The 25,142-nt window shown below is 72.1% G+C and carries 23 protein-coding genes; 9 read left to right on the forward strand and 14 right to left on the reverse strand.

Features of this window, described 5'->3' with window-relative positions; all coding sequences use genetic code 11:
• Positions 1 to 135 precede the first annotated feature (135 nt).
• The 5 genes from blsF to ACIRL2_RS33465 all read right to left on the reverse strand — a co-directional run bounded on the left by blsF (position 136) and on the right by ACIRL2_RS33465 (position 5,276).
• Positions 136 to 1,197, reverse strand: coding sequence for a CGA synthase-related protein (gene blsF, locus ACIRL2_RS33445; protein WP_402237130.1), 1,062 nt, complete (start codon positions 1,195 to 1,197; stop codon positions 136 to 138).
• Positions 1,185 to 2,174, reverse strand: coding sequence for a cytosylglucuronate decarboxylase (gene blsE / locus ACIRL2_RS33450; protein ID WP_395865082.1), 990 nt, complete (start codon positions 2,172 to 2,174; stop codon positions 1,185 to 1,187). The genes blsF and blsE overlap by 13 nt, the downstream gene beginning before the upstream one ends.
• Before the next feature lie 70 nt (positions 2,175 to 2,244).
• On the reverse strand, positions 2,245 to 3,453 hold the full coding sequence (locus tag ACIRL2_RS33455; protein ID WP_402237132.1) for a hydroxymethylcytosylglucuronate/cytosylglucuronate synthase: 1,209 nt from the start codon (positions 3,451 to 3,453) through the stop codon (positions 2,245 to 2,247).
• 211 nt (positions 3,454 to 3,664) lie between these two features.
• Complete coding sequence (locus ACIRL2_RS33460) at positions 3,665 to 4,609, reverse strand: endonuclease/exonuclease/phosphatase family protein (RefSeq protein WP_402237228.1); 945 nt, start codon at positions 4,607 to 4,609, stop codon at positions 3,665 to 3,667.
• A 217-nt stretch (positions 4,610 to 4,826) separates the two neighbouring features.
• Positions 4,827 to 5,276 carry a MerR family transcriptional regulator gene (locus ACIRL2_RS33465; protein ID WP_402237231.1) on the reverse strand — a complete coding sequence of 150 codons (450 nt, stop codon included), beginning with the start codon at positions 5,274 to 5,276 and terminating at the stop codon, positions 4,827 to 4,829.
• On the opposite strand from ACIRL2_RS33465, the gene ACIRL2_RS33470 reads away from it, so the two are divergent.
• The 7 genes from ACIRL2_RS33470 (at position 5,275) to ACIRL2_RS33500 (ending at position 11,197) form a co-directional block, all read left to right on the forward strand.
• Positions 5,275 to 6,090, forward strand: a complete 816-nt coding sequence (locus ACIRL2_RS33470) for a methyltransferase domain-containing protein (RefSeq protein WP_402237135.1) — start codon at positions 5,275 to 5,277, stop codon at positions 6,088 to 6,090. The genes ACIRL2_RS33465 and ACIRL2_RS33470 overlap by 2 nt on opposite strands.
• Before the next feature lie 325 nt (positions 6,091 to 6,415).
• Positions 6,416 to 6,544 (forward strand): lasso RiPP family leader peptide-containing protein, encoded by a 129-nt coding sequence (locus tag ACIRL2_RS33475; protein WP_395865073.1) that lies wholly within the window; start codon positions 6,416 to 6,418, stop codon positions 6,542 to 6,544.
• Between the two features lie 297 nt (positions 6,545 to 6,841).
• On the forward strand, positions 6,842 to 8,662 hold the full coding sequence (locus ACIRL2_RS33480; protein WP_402237138.1) for an asparagine synthase-related protein: 1,821 nt from the start codon (positions 6,842 to 6,844) through the stop codon (positions 8,660 to 8,662).
• Positions 8,663 to 8,678: 16 nt separating this feature from the next.
• The gene (locus tag ACIRL2_RS33485; protein ID WP_395865069.1) at positions 8,679 to 8,939 is read left to right on the forward strand and encodes a lasso peptide biosynthesis PqqD family chaperone; all 261 of its coding nucleotides are present in this window, start codon (positions 8,679 to 8,681) and stop codon (positions 8,937 to 8,939) included.
• The gene (locus ACIRL2_RS33490) at positions 8,936 to 9,364 is read left to right on the forward strand and encodes a lasso peptide biosynthesis B2 protein (RefSeq protein ID WP_402237141.1); all 429 of its coding nucleotides are present in this window, start codon (positions 8,936 to 8,938) and stop codon (positions 9,362 to 9,364) included. Before ACIRL2_RS33485 ends, ACIRL2_RS33490 begins: the two co-directional genes overlap by 4 nt.
• Entirely contained in the window at positions 9,361 to 10,377 is a 1,017-nt protein-coding gene (locus tag ACIRL2_RS33495) for an ATP-binding cassette domain-containing protein (RefSeq protein WP_402237144.1), read from the forward strand. Before ACIRL2_RS33490 ends, ACIRL2_RS33495 begins: the two co-directional genes overlap by 4 nt.
• Before the next feature lie 4 nt (positions 10,378 to 10,381).
• Complete coding sequence (locus tag ACIRL2_RS33500; protein ID WP_402237146.1) at positions 10,382 to 11,197, forward strand: ABC transporter permease; 816 nt, start codon at positions 10,382 to 10,384, stop codon at positions 11,195 to 11,197.
• A gap of 62 nt (positions 11,198 to 11,259) precedes the next feature.
• On the opposite strand, the gene ACIRL2_RS33505 is transcribed toward ACIRL2_RS33500, so the two are convergent.
• Together ACIRL2_RS33505 and ACIRL2_RS33510 are read right to left on the reverse strand one after the other, a co-directional pair.
• Complete coding sequence (locus ACIRL2_RS33505; protein WP_395865061.1) at positions 11,260 to 11,697, reverse strand: DUF6314 family protein; 438 nt, start codon at positions 11,695 to 11,697, stop codon at positions 11,260 to 11,262.
• 74 nt (positions 11,698 to 11,771) lie between these two features.
• The gene (locus ACIRL2_RS33510; protein WP_402237149.1) at positions 11,772 to 13,442 is read right to left on the reverse strand and encodes a helix-turn-helix domain-containing protein; all 1,671 of its coding nucleotides are present in this window, start codon (positions 13,440 to 13,442) and stop codon (positions 11,772 to 11,774) included.
• Positions 13,443 to 13,787: 345 nt separating this feature from the next.
• Here ACIRL2_RS33510 and ACIRL2_RS33515 point away from each other — a divergent pair, with 345 nt between their 5' ends.
• Positions 13,788 to 13,928, forward strand: coding sequence for a hypothetical protein (locus ACIRL2_RS33515; protein WP_402237152.1), 141 nt, complete (start codon positions 13,788 to 13,790; stop codon positions 13,926 to 13,928).
• Positions 13,929 to 13,963: 35 nt separating this feature from the next.
• On the opposite strand, the gene ACIRL2_RS33520 is transcribed toward ACIRL2_RS33515, so the two are convergent.
• From ACIRL2_RS33520 to ACIRL2_RS33535, 4 genes are all read right to left on the reverse strand, one after another.
• Entirely contained in the window at positions 13,964 to 15,199 is a 1,236-nt protein-coding gene (locus ACIRL2_RS33520; RefSeq protein ID WP_402237154.1) for a serine hydrolase domain-containing protein, read from the reverse strand.
• A gap of 549 nt (positions 15,200 to 15,748) precedes the next feature.
• The gene (locus tag ACIRL2_RS33525; protein WP_078981015.1) at positions 15,749 to 16,027 is read right to left on the reverse strand and encodes a hypothetical protein; all 279 of its coding nucleotides are present in this window, start codon (positions 16,025 to 16,027) and stop codon (positions 15,749 to 15,751) included.
• A gap of 398 nt (positions 16,028 to 16,425) precedes the next feature.
• Positions 16,426 to 16,626, reverse strand: coding sequence for a hypothetical protein (locus tag ACIRL2_RS33530; RefSeq protein ID WP_402237157.1), 201 nt, complete (start codon positions 16,624 to 16,626; stop codon positions 16,426 to 16,428).
• Positions 16,627 to 16,797: 171 nt separating this feature from the next.
• On the reverse strand, positions 16,798 to 17,547 hold the full coding sequence (locus tag ACIRL2_RS33535; RefSeq protein WP_395865053.1) for a DNA-binding response regulator: 750 nt from the start codon (positions 17,545 to 17,547) through the stop codon (positions 16,798 to 16,800).
• Positions 17,548 to 17,930: 383 nt separating this feature from the next.
• Between ACIRL2_RS33535 and ACIRL2_RS33540 the strand changes: the two genes are divergently transcribed.
• Entirely contained in the window at positions 17,931 to 18,236 is a 306-nt protein-coding gene (locus tag ACIRL2_RS33540) for a hypothetical protein (RefSeq protein ID WP_395865051.1), read from the forward strand.
• A gap of 86 nt (positions 18,237 to 18,322) precedes the next feature.
• Here the strand turns inward: ACIRL2_RS33540 and ACIRL2_RS33545 are convergent, their stop codons facing one another.
• The 3 genes from ACIRL2_RS33545 to ACIRL2_RS33555 form a co-directional block, all read right to left on the reverse strand.
• Positions 18,323 to 20,041: a carboxylesterase/lipase family protein gene (locus ACIRL2_RS33545; protein ID WP_402237162.1), complete on the reverse strand. Its 1,719-nt coding sequence runs from the start codon at positions 20,039 to 20,041 to the stop codon at positions 18,323 to 18,325.
• Between the two features lie 148 nt (positions 20,042 to 20,189).
• Entirely contained in the window at positions 20,190 to 23,489 is a 3,300-nt protein-coding gene (locus tag ACIRL2_RS33550; RefSeq protein WP_402237164.1) for an ATP-binding protein, read from the reverse strand.
• A 339-nt stretch (positions 23,490 to 23,828) separates the two neighbouring features.
• Positions 23,829 to 24,983: a tryptophan dimethylallyltransferase family protein gene (locus ACIRL2_RS33555; protein WP_402237167.1), complete on the reverse strand. Its 1,155-nt coding sequence runs from the start codon at positions 24,981 to 24,983 to the stop codon at positions 23,829 to 23,831.
• Positions 24,984 to 25,142: the final 159 nt, after the last annotated feature.

Below are 25,142 nucleotides of genomic sequence, written 5' to 3' on the forward strand. Positions count from 1 at the left end.
GTCGTGGGGCGGTGGGTGGTTCGCGGTGTCGCGGGCCGTTCGGAGGAGGCGTCCACGGCGAGATGTCCGCGCGAGATGCCTACGGCGAGATGTTCACGGCGGGCCGTTCACAGTGGGCTGTTCACATTGGGCTGTTCACAGTGGGGCGAGCGAGAGTTGGCGGAGTGTACGGGCGACGCGTTGCGCGCCGCGCAGGTCGTCCAGGTCGGGGTCGAGCACGCTCCACAGCGCGGTGGCGTTGCGCGCGGGCGGTACCCACATCGCGTCGTCCTCGGGATCGTCGGCGGGCGGAACCGGAACCAGGTGTCGTACGCGCGCGGCCAGATCGCGCTGGGTGTCGCCCAGCGCGGGCAGGAACACCAGGGGTGCGCGCCGAGCTTGGGCCAGCGCCAGGGCACCCAGGGTCGGCGCGGCCAGGAACACCTCGGCCCCGGCGTGCAGCGCGTCCACGTCGACGTCGACCGCGCGGCTCACCCGCACCTCCGGGCGGCCGGCAAGTCCCGCCAGCGCGGCGCGGATCGGCGTCAGCCGCGTGTCGCCGACCACGTCGCATCGGCCGGTGCGACGCAGCGCCTCCCGGACCAGCGTGGGCAGCGTCCCGGTGATGAACGTGTCCGCCTCGGCGTCCGGCACGTCCCACGCGGACAACAACAGCAGGGTTCCCGCGCGTTCGCGCTTGCGGGCGGAGCGGGCGGGGGCGAGCAGCCCGGTGGGCCGAACGCCGTTGGGGCGCGGGTCTGTTGACGCGGTTGCGGGGTCGGGCAGCCAACCGGGTCGGTGGACGCGATGCAGCGCCCGGCCGGCGGCGCCGTCCGCCGCGGTCGTCCCGCTTGCCGCGGTCGTCCCGATCGTCCCGGTCATGGCCGTCGTCCCGGTCGTCCCCTCGTGACCCGAGGTCAGGTGCACGACCGGTACGCCCGATTCCAACAGCCGGTTCGTGGCTGCCTCGTCGTCGCAGACCAGGGCCACGTCCGGGACCGGGAGTGGTCGCCCGGTCGCGTTGTGCACGGGTCGCAGGTCGCCGAGATGGGCGGCGACGCGTCGCCGGGCGAGCAGCGAGTCCAGGTGGTCGTCACGCGAGACCAGCAGGATTCGGCGAGTCGGCTCGGCGGGCCCGAGTTCGGACCCGTCGGTGGCCGTTCGTCGCGGGTCCGGCCGTCGTGTGTCCGGCCCTTCCCGGGGAGTCAGTACTGCCATGGGTTCACCGACCCCAGCCGGGCGACGTCGTCGCTGTAGCCGGCGGCCGTGGTGGAACAGCCGTTGCACACCAGGGGTCCGCGTTCGCGGTAGAAGTCGGCGTGCTCACGGAACGCCGGTGTGTCCAGGCCGATCACCCCCGCCTGGCGCAGCGGCGCTCCGCCCGGGCCGTCCTCGCCCTCGCGGTGCGGAATGCAACTGCACGCGTACATCCGCCCGTACTTGCCGTCGATGTAGATCACGTCGTCGGTGACGTGGCACTGCGGCAGCGACGCGCGCGGGGTGACCGATTCGGCGAAATAGCGAGCCTGTTCCTCCGGGTCGTCGCCGTAGAAGCGCTTGCCCATCGGCACCAGCAGGGAGTTCGGATCGGCGTCGTAGACGCGGTCGCCCACCCGGCGCACGTCGTCGGGATCGGGGTAGGTGATGCTGCGATCCAGTTTGAGCGCGGACAGTTCCCACTGTCGGACCCCGGCGCGGGTCAACACCTCCTGGAGCAGCGGCATTTCGCCGTAGTTGTGCGGCCCGACCACGGTGTTGACCCTGGGCAGGATCCCGAGGTCCGCGGCGGCGCGCAGTCCGCGCAGCCCGTTGTCGAACATGCCGGGGGAACGGCGGTAGACGTCGTGGGTCTCGGCGGACGCGCCGTCCAGGCTGACGATCACCTGGGCCAGGCCCGCCTCGGCGAGGCTCTCGGCCATCCTCGGCAACATCGAGCCGTTGGTGATGAGGGACATCCGCATTCCCGCCGCCGTGCCGGAGCGCACCAGCTCGACCACGTCCGGATGCATGAGCGGTTCGCCGCCGGTGAACCGCACATAGGCCACGCCGGCGTCGCGGGCCTTCGGCAACAGATCCTCGAAGTCCTCCCGGGAGAAACGGAACGTGTCGCGCGACAGCGCGAAATCGCACATGAAGCAGTCGGCGTTGCAGGCTTCCAGGATCCTGACGAAGAGATATCGGTGACGCTCACGCACAGGGGGACCCCTTCGGGCCGGTCGCGGGCAGGACGGGTCGAGGTGAGGGCAGGGCGGGTCGAGGCGACGGTCAGGCGGGTCCGGGCGCGCCCGGCAGGATCGCGAGCAGGGCGTCGGCCACCTGGGCCGCTCCGTCGACACCGACGGTCGCGGTCAGCGCGCCCCAGTCGGTGCCGTCGGCGGGGCCGCGCAGCGCGGTCAGGATGTCGTCGCGAAGTGCGACGGTCGTTCTCCGGCCGTCCGGGTCGGCGGCCACTGCGGCGATCGCCGCGTAGATCAGTTCCAAGGCGTGGTCCTCGCCGCGGGTGCGCAGCGACAGCGCCTCCTCCTCGGTGAACACCCCCTTGGGCCAGACGATTCGGGTTTCGGCGCCGATCGCACGGCTGTGGAATCGCCCGTTGAAGATCTGGCTGAGGTTTTGCGGCGGCAGGCAGATGGTGGGCACGCGCAACCGGCCGGCCTCGAGCAGGGTGGTCAGTCCCGGGGAGGTGAGCAGGACGTCGCAGCCGGCCACCCGGTCCAGGAATTCGCCGTGCGCGAGCGCCCCCGTGCTCACTCGCGGGGGTGTGATGGACGCGTCCACGAGCTGCCCGGCGAGATCTGCGGGCAGGTTCCCGGCGACGTGCACCTCGTGGATCCCGTACGCGGCGAGCGCCTCCAGGACGGCCGGAACCACGATGCGCGGGTAAGCCGTCCAGTCGGCGAGGGAAGGCGCGCGCAGACCGCCCAGACTGACCACAGCCGTGCGGTACGGGCCGGCGACGGGTGCGCTCGGCCCGGCGACCGACGGTGCGGCGACGACGGCCTCCACCCAGCGCAGGGATCGGACGGACGCCAGTACGTCCCGGCACTCGGAGGGAAGTTCGACGCACTTCTGCGCGCAGTAGGCCGTGGCGTCCAGAGGCAGCGCGGCCCGGTCGCCCTCGGTCCACAGGAAGGGCAGGCTGTCCACGAACACGGTGGGTACGCCGGACGCCTCCAGCGTCTTCGCGAGCGCACCGTCCAGGACGACCACCGCGGCCGCCGCCCGTTCCGATCGGGCGATGGCGTCGATGCCGGCGGGTACGTCCTCTTCGGCGTCCGGCAGGTCGTACCAGCGGTCGATGGCGTGTTCGGACAACACGGGGCGGCCGAGTTCGGAGGCCAGGCCGACGAAGCGCAGCGGCTCGGCCGATCGTTCTCGTGCGGCCGACAGGATCGCGCCGAGTTTTCCCGTACTGCCCCAGCCGAATTCCACACCGGAGACGACCACGGTTCGTGCATTGGAATCGGTGCGCATTGAATCCGTCTCGACTTCCGGGCGGGCGAGTTGGCGGAATCAATATAGGTCGATATTCCGGATCCATGCAACCGGTTTGTCGGTCACGGTCGAGGTGTGTAATGGATATGCCGAAAACGCATTCAATGATTCGATGCGAAGGATTGTTTATACGACGAATAACGTCGATGGGGATTTCATGGAGCGGTTGCGTCGGCGGCGACCGGCCCGGTCAGTAGGCGAGTCGAGCGAATACCGGTGCGTGGTCCGAGCCGGGCTCGCCCTGCCGCTCGGCGGGCCGGGCGCTCACCGACGGCAGCGGGTGGTCGGCTCCGGTGCCGGCGGACTCGACGCGGGCGAGGAGGGCGTGGCTGACCAGGATGTGGTCGATGAGTTCGCCCTGGCCCTCGAACACGCGCGAGAAGCGTTGGTCCTCGGGTATGCGCGGGGCGAGGTTCCACAGCCGGGAGGCGTCGCCGCGATCGGGGTGGGTGAAGCCGGGTGTGCCTATCTGCGAGCCGGGCGGGCCGTACAGGATCTGGGTGGTGGCGGCCTGCGGCTGGTCGTTGAGGTCGCCCATCAGCACGACGTCGTGGGTGCGACCGTCGCCCGCGAGGAGTCGGTCGGCGAGGGCGCGCATGGTGGCCGCCTCGGCGCCGCGCCGGGACAGGGCGTAGGCGGCGTAGCGGGCGCGTTCGCCTTCGTCGCGCGGGGCATGGCGGTTGCCGGGGTAGGTGAGCAGCTTGGACTTGAGGTGGCAGACGGCCGCGGTCAGGGGTCGGCCGGCCGCGGGTTCCGTGGTGACGGCGAGGCCGCCTCGACCCATGCCGCTCGCCGGGGCGCCGGTGTCCTGGGTCTGCACGGGCGCGAACAGGGCGGGGAACGCGGTGACGTCGGCGACGGTGATGAGCGGCGTACGGGCGATGAAGCCGACCCGGATGCCGCGCCCGTCCGGGTGGGCGGACAGCGCGCTGTGCCAACGGCCGGGCAACAGGCCGACCAGGTCGGCGAGTGCGTCCGGGTTGCCGACTTCCTGGATGCCGAGCAGGTCGGGTTCGAGCCGGCCGATCGTGGTCGCCGGCGCGGCCAACTTCATCCGATAGGTCGCGTCGTCCTCGGGGCCGTCCGGGTCGCCGGGGCGGAAGAGGTTCTCCAGATTCCACGTGCCGATGGTCACCCTCACGGGCTGCTCCTGACGATGCCGAGGACCGGAGCCTCCAGTGTTTCCGCCCGCGCGGGCCGCAGGTAAGGCCCTCGGCGAAATTCACGCCCGCGCCGCGGCGAACGCGCAGGTGGCGTCGCGCAATTGCACGGAACCGAGGGTGGGTCACCGATCAGCCTTCCTTGATCCCCTCCTCGATCCCCTTCCTCGATTGCCGTTCATCGATCACCGTTCACGGGGACGGGATCCCGGTATCGATCCGGTCGGCGAGCACGCGGCGGAAATGCGGACACCGGGCGACATCCTCGTGGTCGCAGTCCAAGGCGCATTCGATGAGATCGAGTCTGGATCGGGCGGCGGCGATCGCGGACCGCGCGGCCTCGGCTTCCCGGCGCAGGATTTCCCGGCGCGCCGCGGAGTCGGCCGTGGTTAGGGATCGAATGCCCACCAGGCTCAGCCCCGCTTCCTTGGCCCGCAGGATCACGGCGACGCGGGTGAGGGCGTCGGTGTCGTATCGGCGCCGACCGGCCGTGTCGCGCGCCGGGCTCAGCAGACCCATCGTCTCCCAGTGGCGCAGGACGTGTGTGGGCAAATCGAAACGCCCCGCGACGGCGCCGATGCTCAGGGTCTCGTTCGAGTCGCTTGACTTCATGCCGACATTAAGCCGGAGCCTTGGGGACATGTCCAAGGAACGGAACGAAGAACGCGCGACGCCTGCTCTCGTCGCCCTGCTCGACGCGGCCGAGGAATTGTCGGGCGCCCGACAACTACGCAGGCGAGCCTACGAGTTGCTGGACGCCGGGCCGGGATCGAGGGTGTTGGACGTGGGGTGCGGCGCGGGTCGCGCGGTCGACGAGTTGGCCCGGCGCGGCGTCGAGGTCGTCGGGGTGGACCCGGACGGGCGAATGATCGAGGTGGCGCGAAGCCGGTGGCCGGAGCGGGACTTCAGGCGTGCCGACGCGCGGCGGCTGCCGCTGCCGGACGCCTGCGTCGACGGGTACCTGGCGGACAAGGTCTACCACGAACTGCACGCGCCTGAGGAGGCGTTGGTCGAGGCCCGGCGCGTGTTGACCCCGGGTGGGCGGATCGTGCTGGTCGGTCAGGACTGGGACGCCTTCGTGATCGACTCCGACGACCCGGCGCTCACCCGCACGATCGTGTGGGCGCGCGCCGATTCGATCGCCGGGCCGCGGAGCGCGCGGCGCTATCGAAATCTGCTCCGGGATGCCGGATTCGGGGATGTCACGGTGGAGGCGCGGATGGAGATCTTCACCGATGCCGCGATGCTTCCCATGGTGGCGGGGCTCGCGGAGAAGGCCCGCGCGACCGGCGCGGTGACTCGCGTACGGGCCGACGCGTGGATCGCCGAGCAGCGCGAACGCGCGGAAGCCGACCGGATGTTCCTGGCCCTGCCGATGTTCGTGGCCGCGGGCACCGCCCCGCGTCGTGCCGACAGCGATCTCACCCTCGCGGATCCGGACGCGGAGCGTCGGTGACCGCTCGGCAACCGGGCCGGGCGCAACTCCCGAATTCTCGCCGGGTGGAGGTCGATCCGAGGTACGCCGCCGGATTCGCGCGTTTGATCGGGCAGGAACGGCTCGACGATTGCGCCGGTTTCCTGCGACCCGTCGAACTCTTCGACGAGCCGCCGCCCTGGTCCCGCCACGATCGGTTGTCGTGGGACTCGAGTGGGACCTGTGCCCCGGGTGCCCGGGACAACGGGCGGCCTAGCGTGGCGGGGGTCCGGACGAGGAGGGGACGCCGATCCGATCGACGTCTTCCGCTCGCGACATCCGCAGTACGCAAGGGATGGAGAAGATCATGACGTACGACGACAGCTACGAACCCCCGGCGCTGGTCGAGGTCGGCGACTTCACCGAACTGACCCTCGGCCTCTGGTGGGGTTGCCCGCACGACGTTTTCGGCGGTCCGACGCCGCTCGCCTGCTGACCTTCGCGTCGGCAGGTCGCCGGGGCATCGGGTGCGGGGGCGTCTCACGCGCCTCCGCACATCCTCCGGCCGCCGCGCACCTCGCGCGCATCCCGGGTACGCCGCGCACCTCGCGCGCATTCCGGGTACGCCTCGGACCCCGCACGCATTCCGGGTACGCCTCGGACCCCGCGCGCCTCGCGGATACGCCTCGGACCCCGCGCACGTCCCGCGTACTTCCGCCGACCGTGCGCGTCTTCGCGTAGCCCTCGGACCCGGTAGCGCAACCACACCGGATCACCACGCCTGGAGAAGGCCATGGACTTTCTGATCCTTCCGGACGTCTCGGTGCCGGCGTCGATCACCATCGGGAACGCCGGACAACCCCCACTGCGGTGCATCGCGCACGCCTCGGCCCGACCGTGGCTGGTCGGTCATTGGGCGGACGAGGACGTCACCGTGCTCGTGGCCGGCACCCGTCGACTCGTGGTGTTCGGACGGACCCGCCTCGACACCGACGCCGCGACCCGCGAACTGGCCCGTGCCCGCTCACCGCACGATCTGGACGCGTTGGCCCGCACCCTCCCCGGCAGCATCCACCTCCTCGCCTCGATCGACGGCCGGATCCGCGCCCAGGGCGCCCTGTCCGGCACCCGACAGATCTTCCACACCCGGTTCGCGGGCGTCACCGTGGCGGCCGACTCGCCGCGGCGGCTCGCGCACCTCGTCGGGGCGCCCCTGGACCGGGACGTCCTGGCGCTGCGCCTGGCGACCCCCGGGGCACCCTGGCCGCTGAGCACCCGCACCATGTGGACCGGCATCGACCAACTCGACGCCGGTTGCCGGCTGGACATCGACACCCGCGGCACGCGGAGCACCGTGCGTTGGTGGCAGCCGCCCGCGGCCGAAGTCCCGCTGCCCCGGGCTGCCGCCACCGTGCGCGCCGCGATCCGCGACGCCGTCGCCGTACGTACCGCGGCCGGACGCACGGTCAGCGCCGACCTGTCCGGCGGACTGGACTCCACCGGCCTGTGCTTCGTCGCGGCGGCCGGCGAGGGCACCCTGCTGACCCACCACTGGCAGCCCGTGGACGCCGCCAACGACGACACGACCTGGGCCGAACGGGCCGCCGCACTGCTGCCCGCGGCGCGGCACCGCGTGGGCGGTCCCGCCGACGGCCCGGGCTGGCTCGACGAGGTCACCGATCCGGGCATCGTGGACGGCGCGCACGGTCCACTCCCATGGAGCCGCAATCTGGCCCGGATGGAACACGTCGCACGCGACTCCGCCGCCCGGGGCGCGACCGTGCACCTGATGGGCGTCGGAGGCGACGAGTTGTTCTCCGTCACCCCCACCCACCTGCGGACACTCCTGCGCACTCACCCCCTCACGGGCCTGCCGGCCGTGCTCCGCTGCCGGTCGCTGAACCGCTGGGGCCTGCTCCCCACCCTCCGCGGTCTCACCGACAACGGCTCCTTCGCCGACGCGCTGCTCGCCGGCGCGCGCGACCTCCGCGCTCCCGCGCCGCGGCCGTCGCAGGTCTTCATGGGCTGGGCCCCCCACCCGCGCCTGCCCACCTGGGCCTCCGCGAGCGCCGCAACATCCGTACACCGGCTGCTGATCGACGCGGCGGCGGACGACCCTCTGCCGCTGCACGCCGATCGGGACCGGCACCAGATCCTCGAGGGCGTACTCCACGGCGGGGCCGCGATCCGCGGCATGGGGGCGGTCCTGTCCCGGTTCGGCATCGAACTCGCCGCACCGTACCTGGACGACCGGGTCGTCGAGGCGGCCCTGTCGGTCCGGACCCGGGACCGCATGTCGCGCGGCGGCTTCAAGCCGGTCCTGACCACCGCGCTGCGCGGACTGGTACCCGACGAACTCCTGGCCCGGCGCGACAAGGGCGACTTCAGCGCGGAGTTCCACGCGGGCGTGGAGCACAATCGGCGCCGGCTCGCGGAGTTGTGTGAGGACCTGCGCCTGGCCCGGCTCGGGCTGGTCGACGCGGGAGCGCTGCGCGCCGCGCTGCTGGGGCCCAAGCCCGACACCGCGGCACTGGCGCCCTTCGAGAACACCCTGGCCTGCGAGAGCTGGCTGCGCTCCGCCGAAGCGTGCCGGTCGCAACCGGTTCCGCGATAGCCACAGGAGGATTCCGATGACCATCACCCTGGCCCCGGACGTCACCGCAACGGAGGTGCCGGACGGGCTCGTCCTGCTCGACCAACGCAAGGGCCGATACTGGCAGTTGAACCCGACCGGGGCGCGCACGTTGCGCCTGCTCCTGGACGGTCACACCGCGGCCGACACGGCGGCCCGATTGGCGCAAACGTCCCCGGCCGCCGCCGCACGGGCGCATGACGACGTACGGAACCTGCTGCGCGCGCTGCGCGACGCCCGTCTGGTGGTGGCGTCATGACGATGCCCGTCGTCGCGGAACAGCCGGTGCCCCTGGCCTGGCAGCGACACGTCACGGCACGCTGGGCGGTCGCGGTCGCTCGGCCGTTGGCGCTCCTCCCGCCGCGGCGGCTGCGCCGGGTGTTGTGGGCGGTGGGCCTGGGAACCCGACCCGCCGGCGCCGCCGAGACGCTGGAGGCGAGGCGGGCCGTGGTGTCGGTCAGCGCGCGCTGCGCCGGTCAGGGATGCCTGCAACGATCGGTGGCCACGCTGCTGCTGTGCCGCCTGCGGGGCGTGACTCCGGACTGGTGTACGGGAGTTCGCACACAACCGTTCCGCGCGCACGCCTGGGTGGAGGCTCGGGGCGTGCCGATCGGGGAGAGCGCCGACATGGCACTGTTCCACACGGTGCTCAGTGTGCGACGTCCCGACCGGCGGTCGTCATGAGCATCGCCGCCGAGGAGGGAACGGCCGCCGCCCATGGGGTCGTCGACGATGCGATCGCCATCCGCGCCGAGGGGCTCGGCAAGCTCTACGGCGACACCGAAGCCGTGGTGGGGCTGGATCTGGAGGTCCCGGCGGGCCGGATCTTCGGTTTCCTCGGCCCCAACGGCGCGGGTAAGAGCACCACCATCGGCATGTTGTGCACGCTCGTGCGGCCGACGCTGGGCCAAGCCCGGGTCGCCGGCCGTGACGTACGCACGGAACCGGACGAGGTGCGGCGCCGGATCGGGCTGATCTTCCAGGAGTCGACGCTCGACGTGGATCTCACCGCCGAGGAGAACATGCGATTCCAGGCCGACCTGTTCGGGATCCCGCGACGGCGTTCGCGCACGACGATTCCGGCCCTGCTGGACCTGGTGGACCTGGCACGGCGCGGGAACTCACCGGTGCGCACACTCTCGGGCGGCATGCGGCGCCGGCTGGAGATCGCCCGGGGTCTCCTGCACGCCCCCCGCGTGTTGTTCCTCGACGAGCCCACCACCGGGCTGGATCCGCAGACCCGCGCGGCCGTGTGGGAGCACCTGCACCGCCTGCGACGCGAGCAGGGCATCACCATCTTCCTGACGACGCATCACCTGGAGGAGGCCGAGAACTGCGACCTGATGGCCGTCATCGACGCGGGTGAACTGGTGGCGCAGGGAACTCCCGCCGCGCTCAAGGCCGTTGTCGGCGCGGATCTGGTCACGCTGCACACCGGCGACGACGAGCGGGCGGCGCATGCCGTACACGAGCGGTTCGGCCTGACGGCGGAGGTCCACGAGGGAGGTCTGCGGCTGAGGGTGGCCGACGGCGCGGCGTTCGTGCCCCGACTGTGTGCCGAACTCGACGTGCCGGTGCGGTCGGTGCGGGTGACCGCGCCCTCGCTGGACGATGTCTTCCTGCACTACACGGGCCGCACGATACGGGAGGCCGACGGCGGTCCGAGCGCGCCGTCCGGCTTCGGACCGAGGAGGTGAACCCATGGCGAGCATCGAGGCCGCGCGGGATCTACGCACCGTTCGGGTGCTGTGGCAGCGCGAGATGATCCGGTTCGGCCGCAATCCGGTCCGGCTCGCGATGGGGCTGGTCACGCCCCTGATGTTCCTGCTCATTTTGGGAACCGGACTCGACTCCCTGGTCGGCGGCTCGGCGGACGGGTTCGGCGACTACCGCGCGTACCTGTTCCCGGGCGTGCTGATCATGGCCGTGCAGGCGCCCGCGATCGCCGTGGGGGTCACCATCGTGTGGGACCGCCAGGCGGGATTCCTACGGCAGATGCTCGTCGCGCCGGTGCGCCGCGGAGTGTTGTTGACGGGCATCTGCCTCGGGGGAGCCGCCACGGGGGCGGCCTACGGCGCGCTGGTGCTGGCCGTCGCCGGAGCCGCAGGAGTCCCATATCGTCCGCAACTGCTGCTGGTGCTGCTGGAGTTGACGCTGATCGCGTTCGCCTTCACCGCGCTGGGGGTGCTCGCGGCGGTGTGCATTCGCCGGATCGAGACCTTCCAGGTCGTGGTCGGCATGTTCATGATGCCGCTGCTGTTCCTGTCCGGCGCGATGTTCCCCGCGCGCGGACTCCCCGGGTGGCTGGGCGGAGCGGTCCTGATCAACCCGCTGACGTACGGCGTCGACGCGCTGCGGCGCACCCTCCCCGGGGATGCGGCGGCTCCGGGCGGGATGGCGACCGGACCACAGTGGTGGGGGTGGGCGCCGCCGGTACTGCTGGAGGTGTCCTTCCTCGCCGCCGCGGCACTGATGGCGTTGAGCCTGGCAACACGCCGCTTCTCGCACACCGAGTAGCCGGGCGAGCCGATCGGCTCGGTGTCGGTGGGGAGCGGTCGCACCCGGCCCGGGTGTGTCGTTCAGGACACGGTGTGTATGCGTCGGTACACGGACGTCAGCGTCTGGGACTTCGTCGGGCCCTCCACGCGCCACAGCAGGTGCCACTCGTCCTGCGACACGATGGTGAACTCGCCGTCGTAGCGATCGGCGGCGCAGGGGTGTCGGGTAGTCCATCTGCCGGTGCGCAGGTCGAGATGGTGGAACGGTCGCCCGTCCGCGAAGAGCACGTCTGCCGTGCCGTCGGCACGTGGTACGAGGCGGTGGGTGCGGCTCGCCGGGTTGGCCGTCCCGGCCCAGACGAACTCGCCGGACTCCACTTCGAGCAGCTCGTCGTCGGTGCGGCGAAAGACCGCGGTCCCCACGAAGGTGCCCCGCGCGCCGGAGCGCTCGTCGGTCACGGCGCGGTCGATGGACCAGCGGCCGACGAGATAGGCGGCGGTGTCGGGAACGGGACGCATCCGCCCATGATGCCCGGGCCGGGCCGCTCGGATCACACCCGGTGTGCCGTGCGCCGGCCCGAGCGGCCGTCGGGTCAGGTGTAGTCGATCAGGAGCGGTCGTTCCGTGACCCGCACGGTGTCCCGCGAGTCCACGCTGCGGGTGCTCCCGTCGAGCCGACGCACCCGTGTCGCCCCGGCGCCCACCCGGACGTCCGCGGTCCCGGTGTGGGTCCAGCGGATCCGGGCGCCGCGCGGGGTGCCGTGCTCGTCGGGGACGACGAACTCGCACTGCCACACGTTCTCCGGCAGGCCGATCTGGTCGCCGTTGCCGCAGGAGACGATTCGCGCGTGCGCGAGCCACTGCTGAAGGCGGTCGACGAACAGCCCGGCGCGGGTGGGTTGCCGGCCTTCGGCCTGGAGCACGAGCGGGATCTTGCCGTTGCCCCACGCATAGAAGTACATGCGTTCCAGGCCGCGATTGCGGGCGTACAGGCCCGTCAGGTAGAAGCGCACCGCGAAGTCCGCGGCGGTGTCCGGGTCCAGCGGGTCGTTCAGCGGCAACGATTGGGTGGTGCCCGTGTTCCACAGCGGCAGGTGGTAGCCGGCCTGCTGGAAGGTCCGGTCCACGTCGTTCACGGCCGTCAGCATGGTTTCCGGCGGGTCGGTGACCTGCCGCTGGTAGAGCTTGACCCCGGCGGCGTCGCAGTATTGGTAGCCACCCAGTTCGGCGAACCTCAGCAGGTAGTCGTGCGACTGCCGCTTCCACAGCTCGGTAATGGACGGGCACACCACGGTGGCGCTCGGGTCGTCGGCCCGGACGATCGCGCTCGCGCGGCGCGTCATCTCGACCAGGGTCTCCACGCTGCCGTTGTAGTGGTGTTCGTGGTTGGCCATCACCCACAGCTCGTATGCGTCGATCCGGTCGCCCGCATGTCGCACGAGGGACCGTACGAAGCCGTCCCAGTCCGCCAGGTCGTCCGGCGGCGCCGCTCGCGCCCCGTCCGGGTAGGCGGCCTTGCGGGCCTCCGGGGCCGCCCAGGCCGGCGTACCACCGAACACGAACAGCGTCGGCAGGCCCTGTTGTTGCGCGCCGTCCAGGAGTCGGTCGAGCGTGGACCAGTCGAACTCGTCCCGGCGCGGCTGTACTTGCGCCCAGCGGGTCTCACTGTCCCACAACCGCAAGGCGCCGACCCGGAACGACGGCATCGCCCCGCTCGAACTGTTCATCGTGACGCCGAAAAGCTGGGCGGGCACCGCTGACGGAGCCCGTGTCCAACTCGTGGCCTCGACGGGCACGCGCTCGGTCCGCCGCCCCTGCTCCTGCGAGGTGCTCGCGACGGCGGTGGCGAGTACGACCAGCACCACACCCACCGCGGCCGCGACCCGCACCGCCGAGCGGCGCCGACGCGTCGGCGGGCGGCCCCCCACCGGCGTGCCGGCCGTTGTCGCGGGGTCGGTCGGCGCACCGGGCTCGGCGACCACCGGGGAGGGAACCGGGGCTTCTCCCTGTCCGGTCGCCGCGTTCCAGCACTTGAGCAACGTGTTCAGGTCGTCCGGGTCGGCCCCGCACTCCTTGGCGATCCGGACGACGAGGGCGTAGTCCGGCGGTACCGACTCGCCCCGACAGTACCGGTGCAGGGAGGAACTGCTCGTGAAGACCCGCTGCCCCAGGTCCTGGTAGCTGAGACCGCTGCGCCGTTTCAGTGCCGCCAACACGGCGGACAACTCGCGAACTGCTGCTGCTCTGTCCTGTGCCTCGTCCATGCGGCCCACCCCCGTGACGGCGCTCTCCATTTCCCGCGTCAGTATGGCAAGCCCGTCCCGGCCCTGCCGCGATTGTGCAGGTCAGCCGTGGGATGCCCGTCCCATGCCGGGATGGGATGCGATCACCCTGGTCATCGGCCCTACCGGGGACCACAGTTGATCCCGCCGCGCCGACGGGGGAGACCGGACGGGGGCCGTCGGCGGCGGCTTCAAGACTGCGCACCGCGAGACCGCGGGTATGCGCACGGCGCTCGTCGTCATCGGGCGACGGCGGCGGGCCGGTTCCTGTTGTGAGGTCGGCCCGCGACGTCGAATCGCGAAGTCGGCCCGCGAGGTCGGCCCGCGATGTCGCCCCGCGAACTCAGGTCGTTGCCGTCGGGTCGCCGCGTCGTGTACGCCGTGCCGCACGGCCACATCAACCGCCTGGTCGACGAGGCCCTGCGCGTCGCCGATCACCGCATCGGCAATCTCCCACCGCACGACTGACCCCGGAGCCCACCGCCCCGAGGCGCCGACGCACGTCAGGTTGTGGTCGCGGTCAGGGCGAGGAGGTCGAGGGAGAGTTCGCGGTCCTGTTCCTCGAGGCTCCATTTGCCTTCCCGAGCCACGTGGTTGCTGACCCAGAAGACCATGGTGCGGTCGGCCGGACGGATCAGGAAGCGCGCGTAGGACCAGTCGTTGCCGCCGTCGTGGGTGGCGATCGGGCCGGACGCGGAGGGCAGGACGCTCCAGCCGTAGCCGTAGGACTGCGGTGTGTCGGGGCCTTCGGGGACGTGCGGACTGAACATCTTCGCCTTCGCGGCGGCGGGCAGGATCGATTCGCCGTCCAGCGCGCGGTACCAGCGGTACATGTCGCGCGCGGTGGACAGCAGGCCGCCGTTGCCGCGCAGGTTCCAGTACGGGCCGTCCGGCGCCCACGGGTGGTCCAGCGGGATGCCGTGGGCGTGGCCGTCCGCGTCGTACTCGACGGCTATGTCGTCGCGGCGCGGGTCGGCAAGACGGTAGCCGGTGCGGGTCATCCCGGCCGGGGTGAACAGGTTCCGGGTGAGGAACTCGGAGTAGCTCGTGCCGGAGGCCTTCTCGAGGATCGCGGCCAGCAGCGAGTAGCCGACGTTGGAGTACCCGAACGTCTTGCCCGGCGCCGAGTCCAGTGGAGCCGCGAGCGCGCGGGCGAGCATGTCGTCGCGGCTCACCGGATCGTAGTCGTCGCCGAGGCCCTCGGGCAGGCCCGAAGTGTGGGTGAGCAGGTGGTGCACGGTGATGCCGCGCTTGTCGGCGGGGACGGGTCCCAGATAGGTGCCGATCGGTTCCGTCACCCGCAGCGCACCGGTCGTCTCCAGCTTCAGGATGGCCGCGGCGGTGAAGGACTTGGTGATCGAACCGATGTCGAAGACCGTGTCGCATCCGGCGTCGACGCGCGCCTCGATGTTCGCTCGGCCGCGCCCCTGGCAGCTCACGAGTTCGCCGTTCCGAGCGGTGGCTATCGCCCCACCCGCACCGGACGGCCAGTGCTTGTCGAGATACGCGGCGACGGCGGTCGCCCGTGCGGACGTCGGCGGGGCGGCCGTGGCGGGGGCGGTGGCGGTGCCCGCCGCAGTGGCTTGCGCGGTTGCGGTGGGTGCGCCGGCTGCCCCGCTCGTACTCGCGGAGGGCAACCCCGAGGGCCCTTTGTCGTGGTCGTTCGCACCCGAGCAGCCCGCCAGCATCAGCGCCGCTGCCGAGGCCCCGGCCAGGAACGCGAACCGACGTCGTCGCACACGTGAGATTCGTGGCATGGCGTTTCCCCCGAAGTCCGGACGCGGACGTTCCGCGTCGTCCCCGACAACGCTATGAATCCGCGAACCGCGCGTCTTCCCGCATCCGAGCCAACCTCGGTTCCCCGCTCGGGGGGGAAAGCAGGGCACAGGGATCCCCCGGCCGAGGGACCTACCGGCCGGGTGTGGGTACGGAGTGCACGTACGCGGCTGCCGCCGCCACCCTCGCGCGGGCACGCGCGGACGATCGCGACGGGCAGACCGCGCCCACTCACCGGCGGTCGCATGGTCGGGCAACCAAAGTCACCGAAGTACCCTACCGGTGGGGCGATTTCCGTAATGCCCGACGCGTCGGTAGGCCGCACGGCCGTTCGGCACGGCCGGTGCGGATCCGCCGTCACGCTTGGGGACGGCCGATTCGGGCGTCGTCCCCGCCGAATGTGTCGGCGGGGACGACGCCCGAGTGGCGGCGGCACGGCCCGAGGAGACCGTGGGGGCCTCGATGCGTACGGAGTGCGTGCCGGGGTGCCGGGAGTGCCGGGGTTTCGAGGGCTACTTCACCCACAACTCGTAGTTCTCGAACTGGCCGCCACCGGTGCACTGATAGGTCGACCAGCGATGGGCGTTGATCCCCTGGTTGCCCGTGTCGTTGCACGCACTGGCCCAGTAGTAGTCGGTGATGTAGGTGTAGCCGGGGCTGGCCGGCGGGTGACACGGATGGTCGCAGGCGACCGTCGCGGGGGCGGCCTGGGCGGGAGCCGCGCCCAGCACGGTGCCGGTGAGGATGGCGCCACCGGTGGCGAGACCGAGTACGAAGTTGCGGAGACGCATGACGATGTCCCTTCGAAGCGCAATGTGTGGACATCCCGTACACGGTCGGTGACGGCTTTCGGTATGACACGGGGAATGTGACCTGCGTCACATTCAGGGCAAATATGGCTTTACCGGGCCACCGCCTCGGCTGTCGCGGGCAGTTCCGGGACGGTGCCGGTGAAGTCCGCGAACAGGTGCAGGCCACGGTCCACGCCGCCGGCAGGTCCCAGCGCGACGCGTGTGCGGCCTGCGCGGCGCTGCCGCGCACGGCGTACACCTGGTCGCGCAGGCGCGGTGTCAGGCGGCCGTACGGCAGCAACTGCCGTACCCCGCGGGGGTCCAGGACCGGAATCATCGCCCGCGTCGCCTCCTCGGGCGCGCGGCCCGGGACCCGGCTTCGCTCCGGTCGGGCTCGCTCAGTCCGGGACGGCCGTCGACGTGTGCTCGACGGGTGTGCGGCGGATCGCGATCACGGCGTCGTCCGAGCCTCGGTAACGCCTCGGGGCGGGTGGGCGCAAGGTGTAGTCCGGGTCGCGGGTGTCCCGTACGCCGCGACCGGTGGCGCCCGCCCACGCGATCAGCACGAGGGCTGCCATCCAGAGCAGGGTCACCGCCATGCTTCGGTCCCCGGGAACGCGGTCTCGACTGTGTTCATACGTCGACCCTGTCGGCCCTGTGGTCTGGTGCCCAGGTCCACTTCCCAAGCGGTCGACCGGTCCATTGCGTCCGAGGCAGGCTTCCTCCGGTGAGCATCGTCGGCGCGCCGGCGCGCCGACGGGCGAGTGTCCTCAGGCCCAGCCCTTGCGGGCCGCTCGGGCGCCGGCCTGGAAGCGACTGGTCGTGCCCAGGAGGGTGAGGAGGTCGCCGACCCGGCGGCAGTACGTCCGCGCGGACAGGCCGATCCGGGCGGCGGCCGCGTCGTCGGTCAGGCCGGCGAGCAGGCAGTCGAGGACCGGGACCAGGTGGGCCGGCAGTTCCTCGTCGGACGAGGTGGCGTTCGGATCCTCGCCGGACCGCCACGAGCACTGGTGGGCCCGGACCAGGGCGCGTACGACGACGGGATCGCGGACCAGGAGCATGCCGTTGTACAGGACGTCGAGATCGATCGGGACGAGCGCGACCGAGCGGTCCATGACGCCCATCCGGAAGGGGATTCGGTCGATCACGCGAGCCTGTGCTCCGTGCCGCCAGCGGATGGTGCCCACGTCCGCGTCCTGGGCGAGGCCGCGTCGCGAGGTGATCTGGCGGACCTCGGGCCCACGATCCACGATCCGACCGATGCACGCCGCGGCGTGGACGAGCATGCGCTCGGGGACGCCCTGACCGATACAGCCGGACGGGTCGTCGAAGGTGAGCAGTTCGTGCCGGGTGGCGGCGGCGAGCCGAGCGGCGGCCGTACCGACGTTTTCCGGCCGTACGCACTGCGCGGGTGGCCTGATGCCGCGATCGGCGTGAAAGGCGGACTCCTCGAGCGTTTCACTCAAGGTCTCGCGCAGCACCGAGCGCGTGGGCACCCGACCGGAGGCCACCACCGACACGCGCTTCCTCCTCGTGTGAGTACGACAGGCCCGTCATTACCAAGAGTACGCATTCATATGCGTCACGTGTCGACTCGTTTCCGTGGCCCCGTCCCCACCGAGGCCCGTTCGGGTGGTCGACGCCGGGCGCCGGATGTCGGCGGCGGCCGGCGAGTCGTTGAAGCCTGTACCAGTGGCGCGTTCACGCCACCGCGGCGCGCGAGCGGTCCCGGCCCGGGCACTGTGATCCCGGGGCGCACATCCGGCCACGAACACGATGCGACAAGGCGCCGTGGCCGGGACCGCCGGCGGGCGCCACGGCGCCGGCCACGCGAGAAACGAAACCCCATCGTGAACGACCCCGCCGAGGCCAAGACCTCCGGCGACAACGACAAGGAATCACCATGACTCGCCTGCGTACCACCCTCGTCTCCGTCTCCGCCGCCGCGTTCCTCGCGATCCCGGCCACGCTGCTCACCGCCCCGATCGCCGCCGCCGGCCCCGGCCTCGCGGTGGAGGGACCCGGGTGCGCGCAACTGGGCGACCACGGCCCCGGCTGGGCGAACATCAGCAACGACTGCTCGCACGGGATCAACGCCTCGGTCGAGGTCGACGGCTACGACCCGGACTGCGTCGCGATCCCCGCGAAGGAGTCGCGCCGGGTCACTTTCGCGGCGGACGCAGCCGCCTACTACGCGTACGAGTGCTGAACACCCACTCCCCGCGGAGGTGCCCCGACCGGCCGCAACGGCCGTGCGGGGCACCTCCCTTGGCTGCCCGGGCCATCGGATCCCGGTCACCGGGGCGACGGTCGCCCCGCGCAGCCGGTGCCGTTCGCGTTCCAGAAAACGAGGTTGTGGATGCTCGCGTAGTCGACGGGCGCGATCCGGTCCGGAGCCAGCGACTGGGTGCGCGGCGGAGTGGACGGATGGTGCGCGTCGTCGAACCGCGGCCAGTACGGCAGGCCGGGTCCGTTCGGACTGCCGCCGGTCGCGAACGCCGCCCAGTAGTCGCTCATCATGTTCGACAACCGCACCTGGGCGGGCGTGAATCGGGGCTGGGCCTGCGGATCCTCGAAGAGGTACGGCGTATCCGAGGCGTGGTAGGCGCCGAAGTCGAAGGACGCGGGAAACGGCAGGTACATCGGCGCGTCCCGATCGGCGAACTCGTAGGCGTACGTCGGCACGAAGCGGCTCAAGGCGATGTGCTGCGCGTAGGTCCCCCTGGCCCACATGCGGTCGGTCACCACCGCGGACCAGGCCAGCGCCGGCGAGGAATGGTCGCGGACCGGGTACTCGGCGAGCACACACTCCCGCATGCCCGGGAACGCCGTCTCCACCGCCCGGCCGAACTGCTCGTCGGTGAAAGGCCGTTGCACCGCGTCGTGCGCGGCGCCGACGAACAGGCGATGCTCGTCCCGAGTGGCCCCGGACAATACCGGAACGCGGTGGAATCGGCCCTCCCGCAGCGCCTGTTCCGGCAACTCGGGCAACACCTCGTTGCCGAAGGCGAAAGCTTGGAAGGCGTTCATGATGTACGGAACGCGCAACAGGCGCTCCACCGGCAGTGCTCGCAGGCACCGCAGCGCGGCTTCGGGATCGGGTGCCGAACACCCCAGCGACGAGGCCGTCTCGGTCCCGGTGTCCTGCATCTCGCGCGTGGTGCGCCAGCCGTACCACGGGTACGCCGGTACACCCGGGCCCATGGCGCCGGCGGGCATGTCCATCATGCCCTCGCCGCTGGACAGGGCCGCACGCTGGAACAGCCCCCGGGCGGACGGCGAGGTCAGGTGCGCGGTGATCGCCGTCGCACCGAACGACGAACCCGCCACCGTCACCCGGTCGGGGTCACCGCCGAACGCGGTCGCGTTGCGCCGTACCCAGCGCAGCGCGGCCTGCTGGTCCTGGAGCGCGAAGGTGCCCGAACCCGGCAGACCCGGATGGGCGAAGCCGCCGAAGACACCCAGCCGGTAATTGACGGTGACCACGACCACCCCTCGGTCGGCGAGTCGGCGGCCGTCGAAGAACTCGCCCGCGCCGACCGTGCCGTCCCCGTGGATCCACACCAGCACCGGCGCGGTCCGTCCGGGCGCGCGGGTCCGCGCGGGGGCGGTGACGTTCACGACCAGGCAATCCTCCTCGACGGCGGCCAACTGCGCGTGCGCGGCGGGTACCTGCGCGCACAGCGGGCCGGGCGCGGTCGCGTCCCGAACCCCCGGCCACGGCGGGACCGGCCGCGGCGCGGCCCAGCGAAGGTCGCCGGTCGGGGCGGCGGCGTACGGGATGCCGCGGAAGGTCCGGTGGGCGGCGGTACGGACGCCGCGCACCAGACCCGCGTCCGTGCGCGTCACTGCGCTACCGGCGGGTGTGGGCGATGCGGTGTCGCGGAGGTGGCCGAGTCCGGTCGCGGATCCGGTCGACGCGGCGGTTGTCGTCGTCGTGGTCGTCGCCGCGGTCGTCGCGGACAACACCGCGGCGGCCAGTGCCGCCACCGCAAGGGCTCGTTGTGCTCGCAAGGTTCTTCCTCTCCTGGACCCGGGCTCTGCCGGTCCTCCCATCCGGGCGGTGATGAATCGGCTTCGTGGCGGGGCTCCGACCCCGGGGCGAGCCGGCCCCGTGCGTTGTCGATCGCAACGGCCGACACACCCGGCGCTCCGGCGTCGGTCACAATCGCCAACGCACCCGCGGATCCGGCGTGTAGCAGCACGTCGACCCGGTCGACACACTCGCGCGCAGATGCGCCGCCAGCTCGGGATGTCGCTCGTCCAGGCGCCGCAGCGTGTCGCGGATGCGCGCGGTGATCGTCTTGCGGGCGCGCTCGCCCTGGTCGCCCAGACGGCGTACGCGCCCGGCGAGGCCGGCCGCGCGGCGCAACTCCGCCAACAGCGCGGCCCGCTCCCGGTCGTACTCCGCCGCCCGTACGTCGTCGCCGCACCGCTCGGCCCGGGCGATCTCCTCGTCGAGCCGATCCAGATGCCGGCGGTAGCGCCTGCGCGCCTCGTCGTCGAGGAGCGCGTCCGCGCCCATGGCTCCCGCGGCCGACACCGCCGCCTCGCCGTCCGGGTCGAGCAGTCGCGCCGCCGGGACGGGCGTACCGGGCCGTTCGAGCAGGTGACGCACGTCCCGCAGGCCCTTGGCATCCGGCACGTGCACCACCCGGCCGGCGAAATCCAGCCGCCACACGGCCCCCTCGCGACGGAACTCGGCGGTACGCTCCACCGGTTCCGAGTGAGCGGCCGGCGGCGGGAGACTCGGCCGACGGGCGCGGTCGACCAGGTGCGCCATGCCGAGTTCGTGCGCCTCCGCTCCGGCGTCCGCCAGGAGCACATCGGCCCGGGCGCGATCGTCGCCGAGGTGCCGGGCCAGCAGGGCCTCGGCCAGTTCGATCCGGGCGCGCACCGACCAGGGACGCGCGTGCAGGCGGTCGGCGGAGCGGCGCGCGTCGTCGAACGCCTCCACCGCGTCGTCCCAGCGCTCCTGGGCGGCGTCCACGATGCCCGTCCACAGCGACGCGGGACCGCCGATGTCCCATCCGTAGAGGGATACCAACCACTGCCCCCGGTACGGACCCAGCGCGGCGCGGGCCTGTTCGCAACGCGCGGGATCACCTTCCGCGGCGGCGGCCTGCGCCTGGTGGCGCAGCCACAGCGGAACGACGCTGCGATGCGCCACCGTGGCCTCGCCGTCGCCCACCGGCACGGGACACGGAAACCGCGGACGCTCGCCCGACTCCAGCGCGGCGATGTTCGCCAACAGGTCCGCGAACGGATGGTCGTCCTCCCGCAACGCATCGTGCACCGACGGCAATTCCGCGAATCGGCCGCGCAACAGCGTCAACGCCCAACGGTGGTGACCGCCGAAGTGCCGGTAGCTGGGGTGCGGCCCGTCGAGCGTGGCGAGTTCGGTGAGCAGGGTCTCGGCCTCCTCGAAGCGGCCCTGGCAGGCGTACACCACGCTCCGGTCGATCAGCGCGGTCAACCGCATCCGGGGCGAGCCGCCGGCCCGGGCCACCGCCACCAGGGACTGCAATTGGTCCAGGTAGCGCGGATCGGCCAGTTCCAGCAGCGCCACCCAGCGCAGGGACATCGCGATGTGTTCCATCCAGCGGTCGCCTCGGCGTCGGGACACCTGGCTCAACTCCGCAGTCAGCGAAGCACGTTCGGCTACGGCGTGCGGCTCACACGAGGCCTGCACGGCGGCCCACAACCCGGTCTGGAGGGCGTCGTCGTCACCCGTACGACGGGCGGCGGCGATGACATGGCGGGCCACCTCCGCCGCGCGGGGGGTGGGGTCGTCCTCGGGTGGCGGTAGGCACGGGGGTTCCAAGGGAGCGGGTGGCGCGGCAGCGGGAGGTGGGGGAGCGGATGGTGTCGGGTCGGCGGGCGGGGGTGCGGGGTGGTCGGGACGGGCGGGTCGTGCGTTCGGGCGGGCGGTGGTCAGGGCGGTGTGTGCCTCGTGGGTGAGGCGGGACTTGAGGCCGGACACGTCGCCGCGGCCGTCCATGCCGAGCAGGGTGAGCGCGACCATGCCCAGCAGCACGGGGTCCTCGTCGCGGGCCGACACGGCCGCGTCCTCGAACACGAGCCACGAGCGTCGGTAGTCGCCGGTGAGTTGCAACGCGAGAGCCAGGTCCAGGGTCAGCGTCACTCGCCGGCGCCCTGTGTCGGAGCCCAGCCGCTCCAACGCGCGCCGATAGTGGCGCACCGCCTCCTCGTTGGCCAGCCGGTTCGCCGCGTGCCGGGCGGCGGCCACCAGGAGGTCGACCACCGTGCCGCGGTCGAGTTCGGCTCCGGCGAGATAGGCGTGGTGCGCCGCCTCGTTCGGCCGCGCCGGGTCGGTGACGGACGCCGCGACGGGCAACTCGCGTACGACGGCGGCATGCAGGCGACGGCGGTGGTCCTCGGCTGCCGAGACGTAGAGGGTCTCGCGTACGAGATCGTGCCGGAAGGCGAACTCCGCGCTCGCGGACGGCTCCACCAGGTGTGCGTCCACCGCGTCCGTCAACAACCGCCCCACCGTGACCGCGCCGACACCCGCCACCCGCGCGAGCAGGTCGGTCTCGAAGCGCCGACCCAACACGGCTGCGACGCGGAGGAGTTCCACGACGGACTCGTCCAGGAGTTCGAGTCGTCGCCGGACCGCGGCCCGCACACCGGCGGACATCGCGGTGACCGGTTGCCCGGCGGACCACAGCCGAGCCGTCTCCTCCACGAAGAACGGATTGCCGCCTGTGCGCCGGTGGACCTCGTCGACGACCGCGTCCGGCGGCGAGGTGCCCACCGTACGGGTGATCAGCTCCGCCACCTCCACGCGGGTCAGACCGGCCGGCCGAACGATCGCCGTCTCCGCGCCCGCCGCCGGCAGCCGCCGCCCGGCCTGCCGGGCCTCGAACTCACGGCAGGTGCCCACCACCAGCAACCGCTCGAACCAGGTGTGCCGTGCCACGAACTCCACCAGGTCCAGCGACGCCGCGTCGGCCCAGTGCAGATCCTCGAGGACGACCAGGACCGGTCGCGTGCGGGAGACGGTGGTCAGCATCGTCGTCACGGCGTCGCCGATCGCGAAGCCGTTGGGCCGCCCGTCCGGATCCCTGTCCGGTTCCGTGTCCGGACGCCCGTCCGGACTGCCGTTCGCGATGTGCTCGGGTGGCAGGACCGGAAGCGCTCCGCCGGCCACCGCCGTCATCCGGTCCCACTCGTCGGCGGCGACCTCGCTCCGCAGGCTGCGCAGGGCCTGGGTCCAGGGCCAGTAGTCGGGCGTGGCGCCGGAGTCCCAGCAGGTCCCGCGCAGCACCAGCATCCCCAGGCCCGGCGCCTCGTACGCGATGTGGCGCACCAGGGTGGTCTTGCCGATCCCGGCCTCCCCGCCGACCAGTACCAGCCCGCCGTGCCCCGTGCGGGCCCGCTCCACGTGCGACCGCAACACGTCCAGACAGTCGGCCCTGCCGATGGGTGCGGAAGGCACGACGTCCTTTCGCTCTCGGGCGGGACCATGAGGCGGCGATGAACCGCCGCATGCCGCGTCGGACCGGTCGGCCGCCGTCGACTCCGGACTGTCGACAGGATGTCGACTCTAGGAAGGCGGCGCGTCGGTGTGCCGCACGCGGCGCTTGGATTCGCTCGAAAGGATGGTTGGGCGGTGGCGTCGGTCCGGGAGGGATCGCGGTGTGTCGGGTCGACGACATTGCCCGGGGAGGGCGCTTCTTCTCTCGGTGACAGCGTTCCTCCCGGTGCGGCGATCCTTCGGTGACGGCATTCCATGGGTGGCGACGTTCCTTCGGCGCGGATTCGGGAGGGTGCTCCGCTACGACTTCTCCGGGCGGGGCCGCTGCGTGCGCGGTGCCCCGACTCGGTAGGCCTCGGAGGAGAGGTAGGCCGTCACCCTCGGTGGGTGGCCTGCGGCCTGCACGAGGGAGAGGTACGAGATCAGGCCCACCCCGTCGGCCGGGCGGCGCCTGGACACCGCGCCCAGCGCCCGATCGAGCAGGGCCGTGGGCAGACCTTGGTCGCGCAGTACCGACGCCGCGCGGTCGCGGGCGCACGCGTCGTCCCCGACGTAGTCGCGTACCGGCAGGTGCAGCGTGTAACCGGTGGGGCCGCATGTGTCGGGGCCACCGTTGAAGGACAGGCACGACAGCAGGGGACGACCGTCGAAGCGGTTCGTGGCGCCGGCGACGCGGGAGAACCGCACCACCTGCTCCGGACATCCGCCCCCGTACAGTCCGGCGACGCGGCGGACACCGTCGAGGTCGAAGCGGTGATGGGCGACGTAGACCTTCACGCGTGGCGCCGCCCACGACCCCAGATCCACCCCGACGAACGCGAACCGATCGTCGTCGGGGCGGCGTGCCGCGACGTGCGCGCGTACCGCCGCCCAGGCCCGCGCGTACCCGAACCGGGCCATGGCCTCGTCGACCACCTCCGCCGCGGGTCCGGGCCCGTGCGCCCCGGGATTTACGTACGCCTTGAACCCCGGGCCTTCGTGCGCCCGCAACTCCATCGCGCACCACAGCGCGAAGGCACCCTGCGGCGCGGCCGGGAAGAAGAGGGTCTCGACCCGACGCAGCGGCTCCAGGGAGAATTCCCAACGACCGGCCAGCCGGCGCAGCGCCGCCCACCCCGACCTGCTGTTGCCGGCGAGTGTCGCCGCACCGCAGCCGGGCTCGGTCAGCACCCGCACACTCGGTGGGCCGCCGCGCGGGACCGTCACCGAGAACTCGGCGGGCGTGTGATCGTCGGAGACGAAGGACGGCCAGGCGGGCGGCGCGCCGAGGGGTCGGTCGGCCGAGGTGCCGAGCAGGTCGGTCAGCGAGTCCGCGTATCGTCTTTCGGGATCGGCCACCCCGGTCACCCGACACAGCCGGTCGAGTTGTCCTCGGACGTGACTTCCCAACGTGGCGGGGCGTCCCGCCGCACGCCAGGCGGACAAGATCTCGTAGGGGTTGACGACAAGGGTCACGACTGCCTCCCGGTGCTCCGTTCTCCGTCCCGCGGCCCGGTCGGCTGCCGCCGACCCGCCCGGGAGTGCCGGGAGCGCGGATCGGTGTCGGCGGTTGGCCGGCCCCGGGCCCGGGCTCCACCTGGAAGGCGCGAGATCGGAGCCGGCACCTGCTGGGTC

The sequence above is a fragment of the Embleya sp. NPDC127516 genome, assembly GCF_044765325.1.
Classification (GTDB): Bacteria; Actinomycetota; Actinomycetes; order Streptomycetales; family Streptomycetaceae; genus Embleya.

What these genes read in the sequence shown, in the direction of transcription:
- ACIRL2_RS33455 (WP_402237132.1), bottom strand. Translation starts at nt 3,453, where the DNA reads ATGCGCACCGATTCCAATGCACGAACCGTGGTCGTCTCCGGTGTGGAA.
- ACIRL2_RS33505 (WP_395865061.1), bottom strand. Translation starts at nt 11,697, where the DNA reads ATGCGTCCCGTTCCCGACACCGCCGCCTATCTCGTCGGCCGCTGGTCC.
- ACIRL2_RS33510 (WP_402237149.1), bottom strand. Translation starts at nt 13,442, where the DNA reads ATGGACGAGGCACAGGACAGAGCAGCAGCAGTTCGCGAGTTGTCCGCC.
- ACIRL2_RS33470 (WP_402237135.1), top strand. Translation starts at nt 5,275, where the DNA reads ATGTCCAAGGAACGGAACGAAGAACGCGCGACGCCTGCTCTCGTCGCC.
- ACIRL2_RS33495 (WP_402237144.1), top strand. Translation starts at nt 9,361, where the DNA reads ATGAGCATCGCCGCCGAGGAGGGAACGGCCGCCGCCCATGGGGTCGTC.
- ACIRL2_RS33490 (WP_402237141.1), top strand. Translation starts at nt 8,936, where the DNA reads ATGACGATGCCCGTCGTCGCGGAACAGCCGGTGCCCCTGGCCTGGCAG.
- ACIRL2_RS33525 (WP_078981015.1), bottom strand. Translation starts at nt 16,027, where the DNA reads ATGCGTCTCCGCAACTTCGTACTCGGTCTCGCCACCGGTGGCGCCATC.
- ACIRL2_RS33540 (WP_395865051.1), top strand. Translation starts at nt 17,931, where the DNA reads ATGACTCGCCTGCGTACCACCCTCGTCTCCGTCTCCGCCGCCGCGTTC.
- ACIRL2_RS33480 (WP_402237138.1), top strand. Translation starts at nt 6,842, where the DNA reads ATGGACTTTCTGATCCTTCCGGACGTCTCGGTGCCGGCGTCGATCACC.
- ACIRL2_RS33500 (WP_402237146.1), top strand. Translation starts at nt 10,382, where the DNA reads ATGGCGAGCATCGAGGCCGCGCGGGATCTACGCACCGTTCGGGTGCTG.
- ACIRL2_RS33465 (WP_402237231.1), bottom strand. Translation starts at nt 5,276, where the DNA reads ATGTCCCCAAGGCTCCGGCTTAATGTCGGCATGAAGTCAAGCGACTCG.
- ACIRL2_RS33475 (WP_395865073.1), top strand. Translation starts at nt 6,416, where the DNA reads ATGACGTACGACGACAGCTACGAACCCCCGGCGCTGGTCGAGGTCGGC.
- ACIRL2_RS33530 (WP_402237157.1), bottom strand. Translation starts at nt 16,626, where the DNA reads ATGGCGGTGACCCTGCTCTGGATGGCAGCCCTCGTGCTGATCGCGTGG.
- ACIRL2_RS33485 (WP_395865069.1), top strand. Translation starts at nt 8,679, where the DNA reads ATGACCATCACCCTGGCCCCGGACGTCACCGCAACGGAGGTGCCGGAC.
- blsF (WP_402237130.1), bottom strand. Translation starts at nt 1,197, where the DNA reads ATGGCAGTACTGACTCCCCGGGAAGGGCCGGACACACGACGGCCGGAC.
- ACIRL2_RS33515 (WP_402237152.1), top strand. Translation starts at nt 13,788, where the DNA reads ATGTCGCCCCGCGAACTCAGGTCGTTGCCGTCGGGTCGCCGCGTCGTG.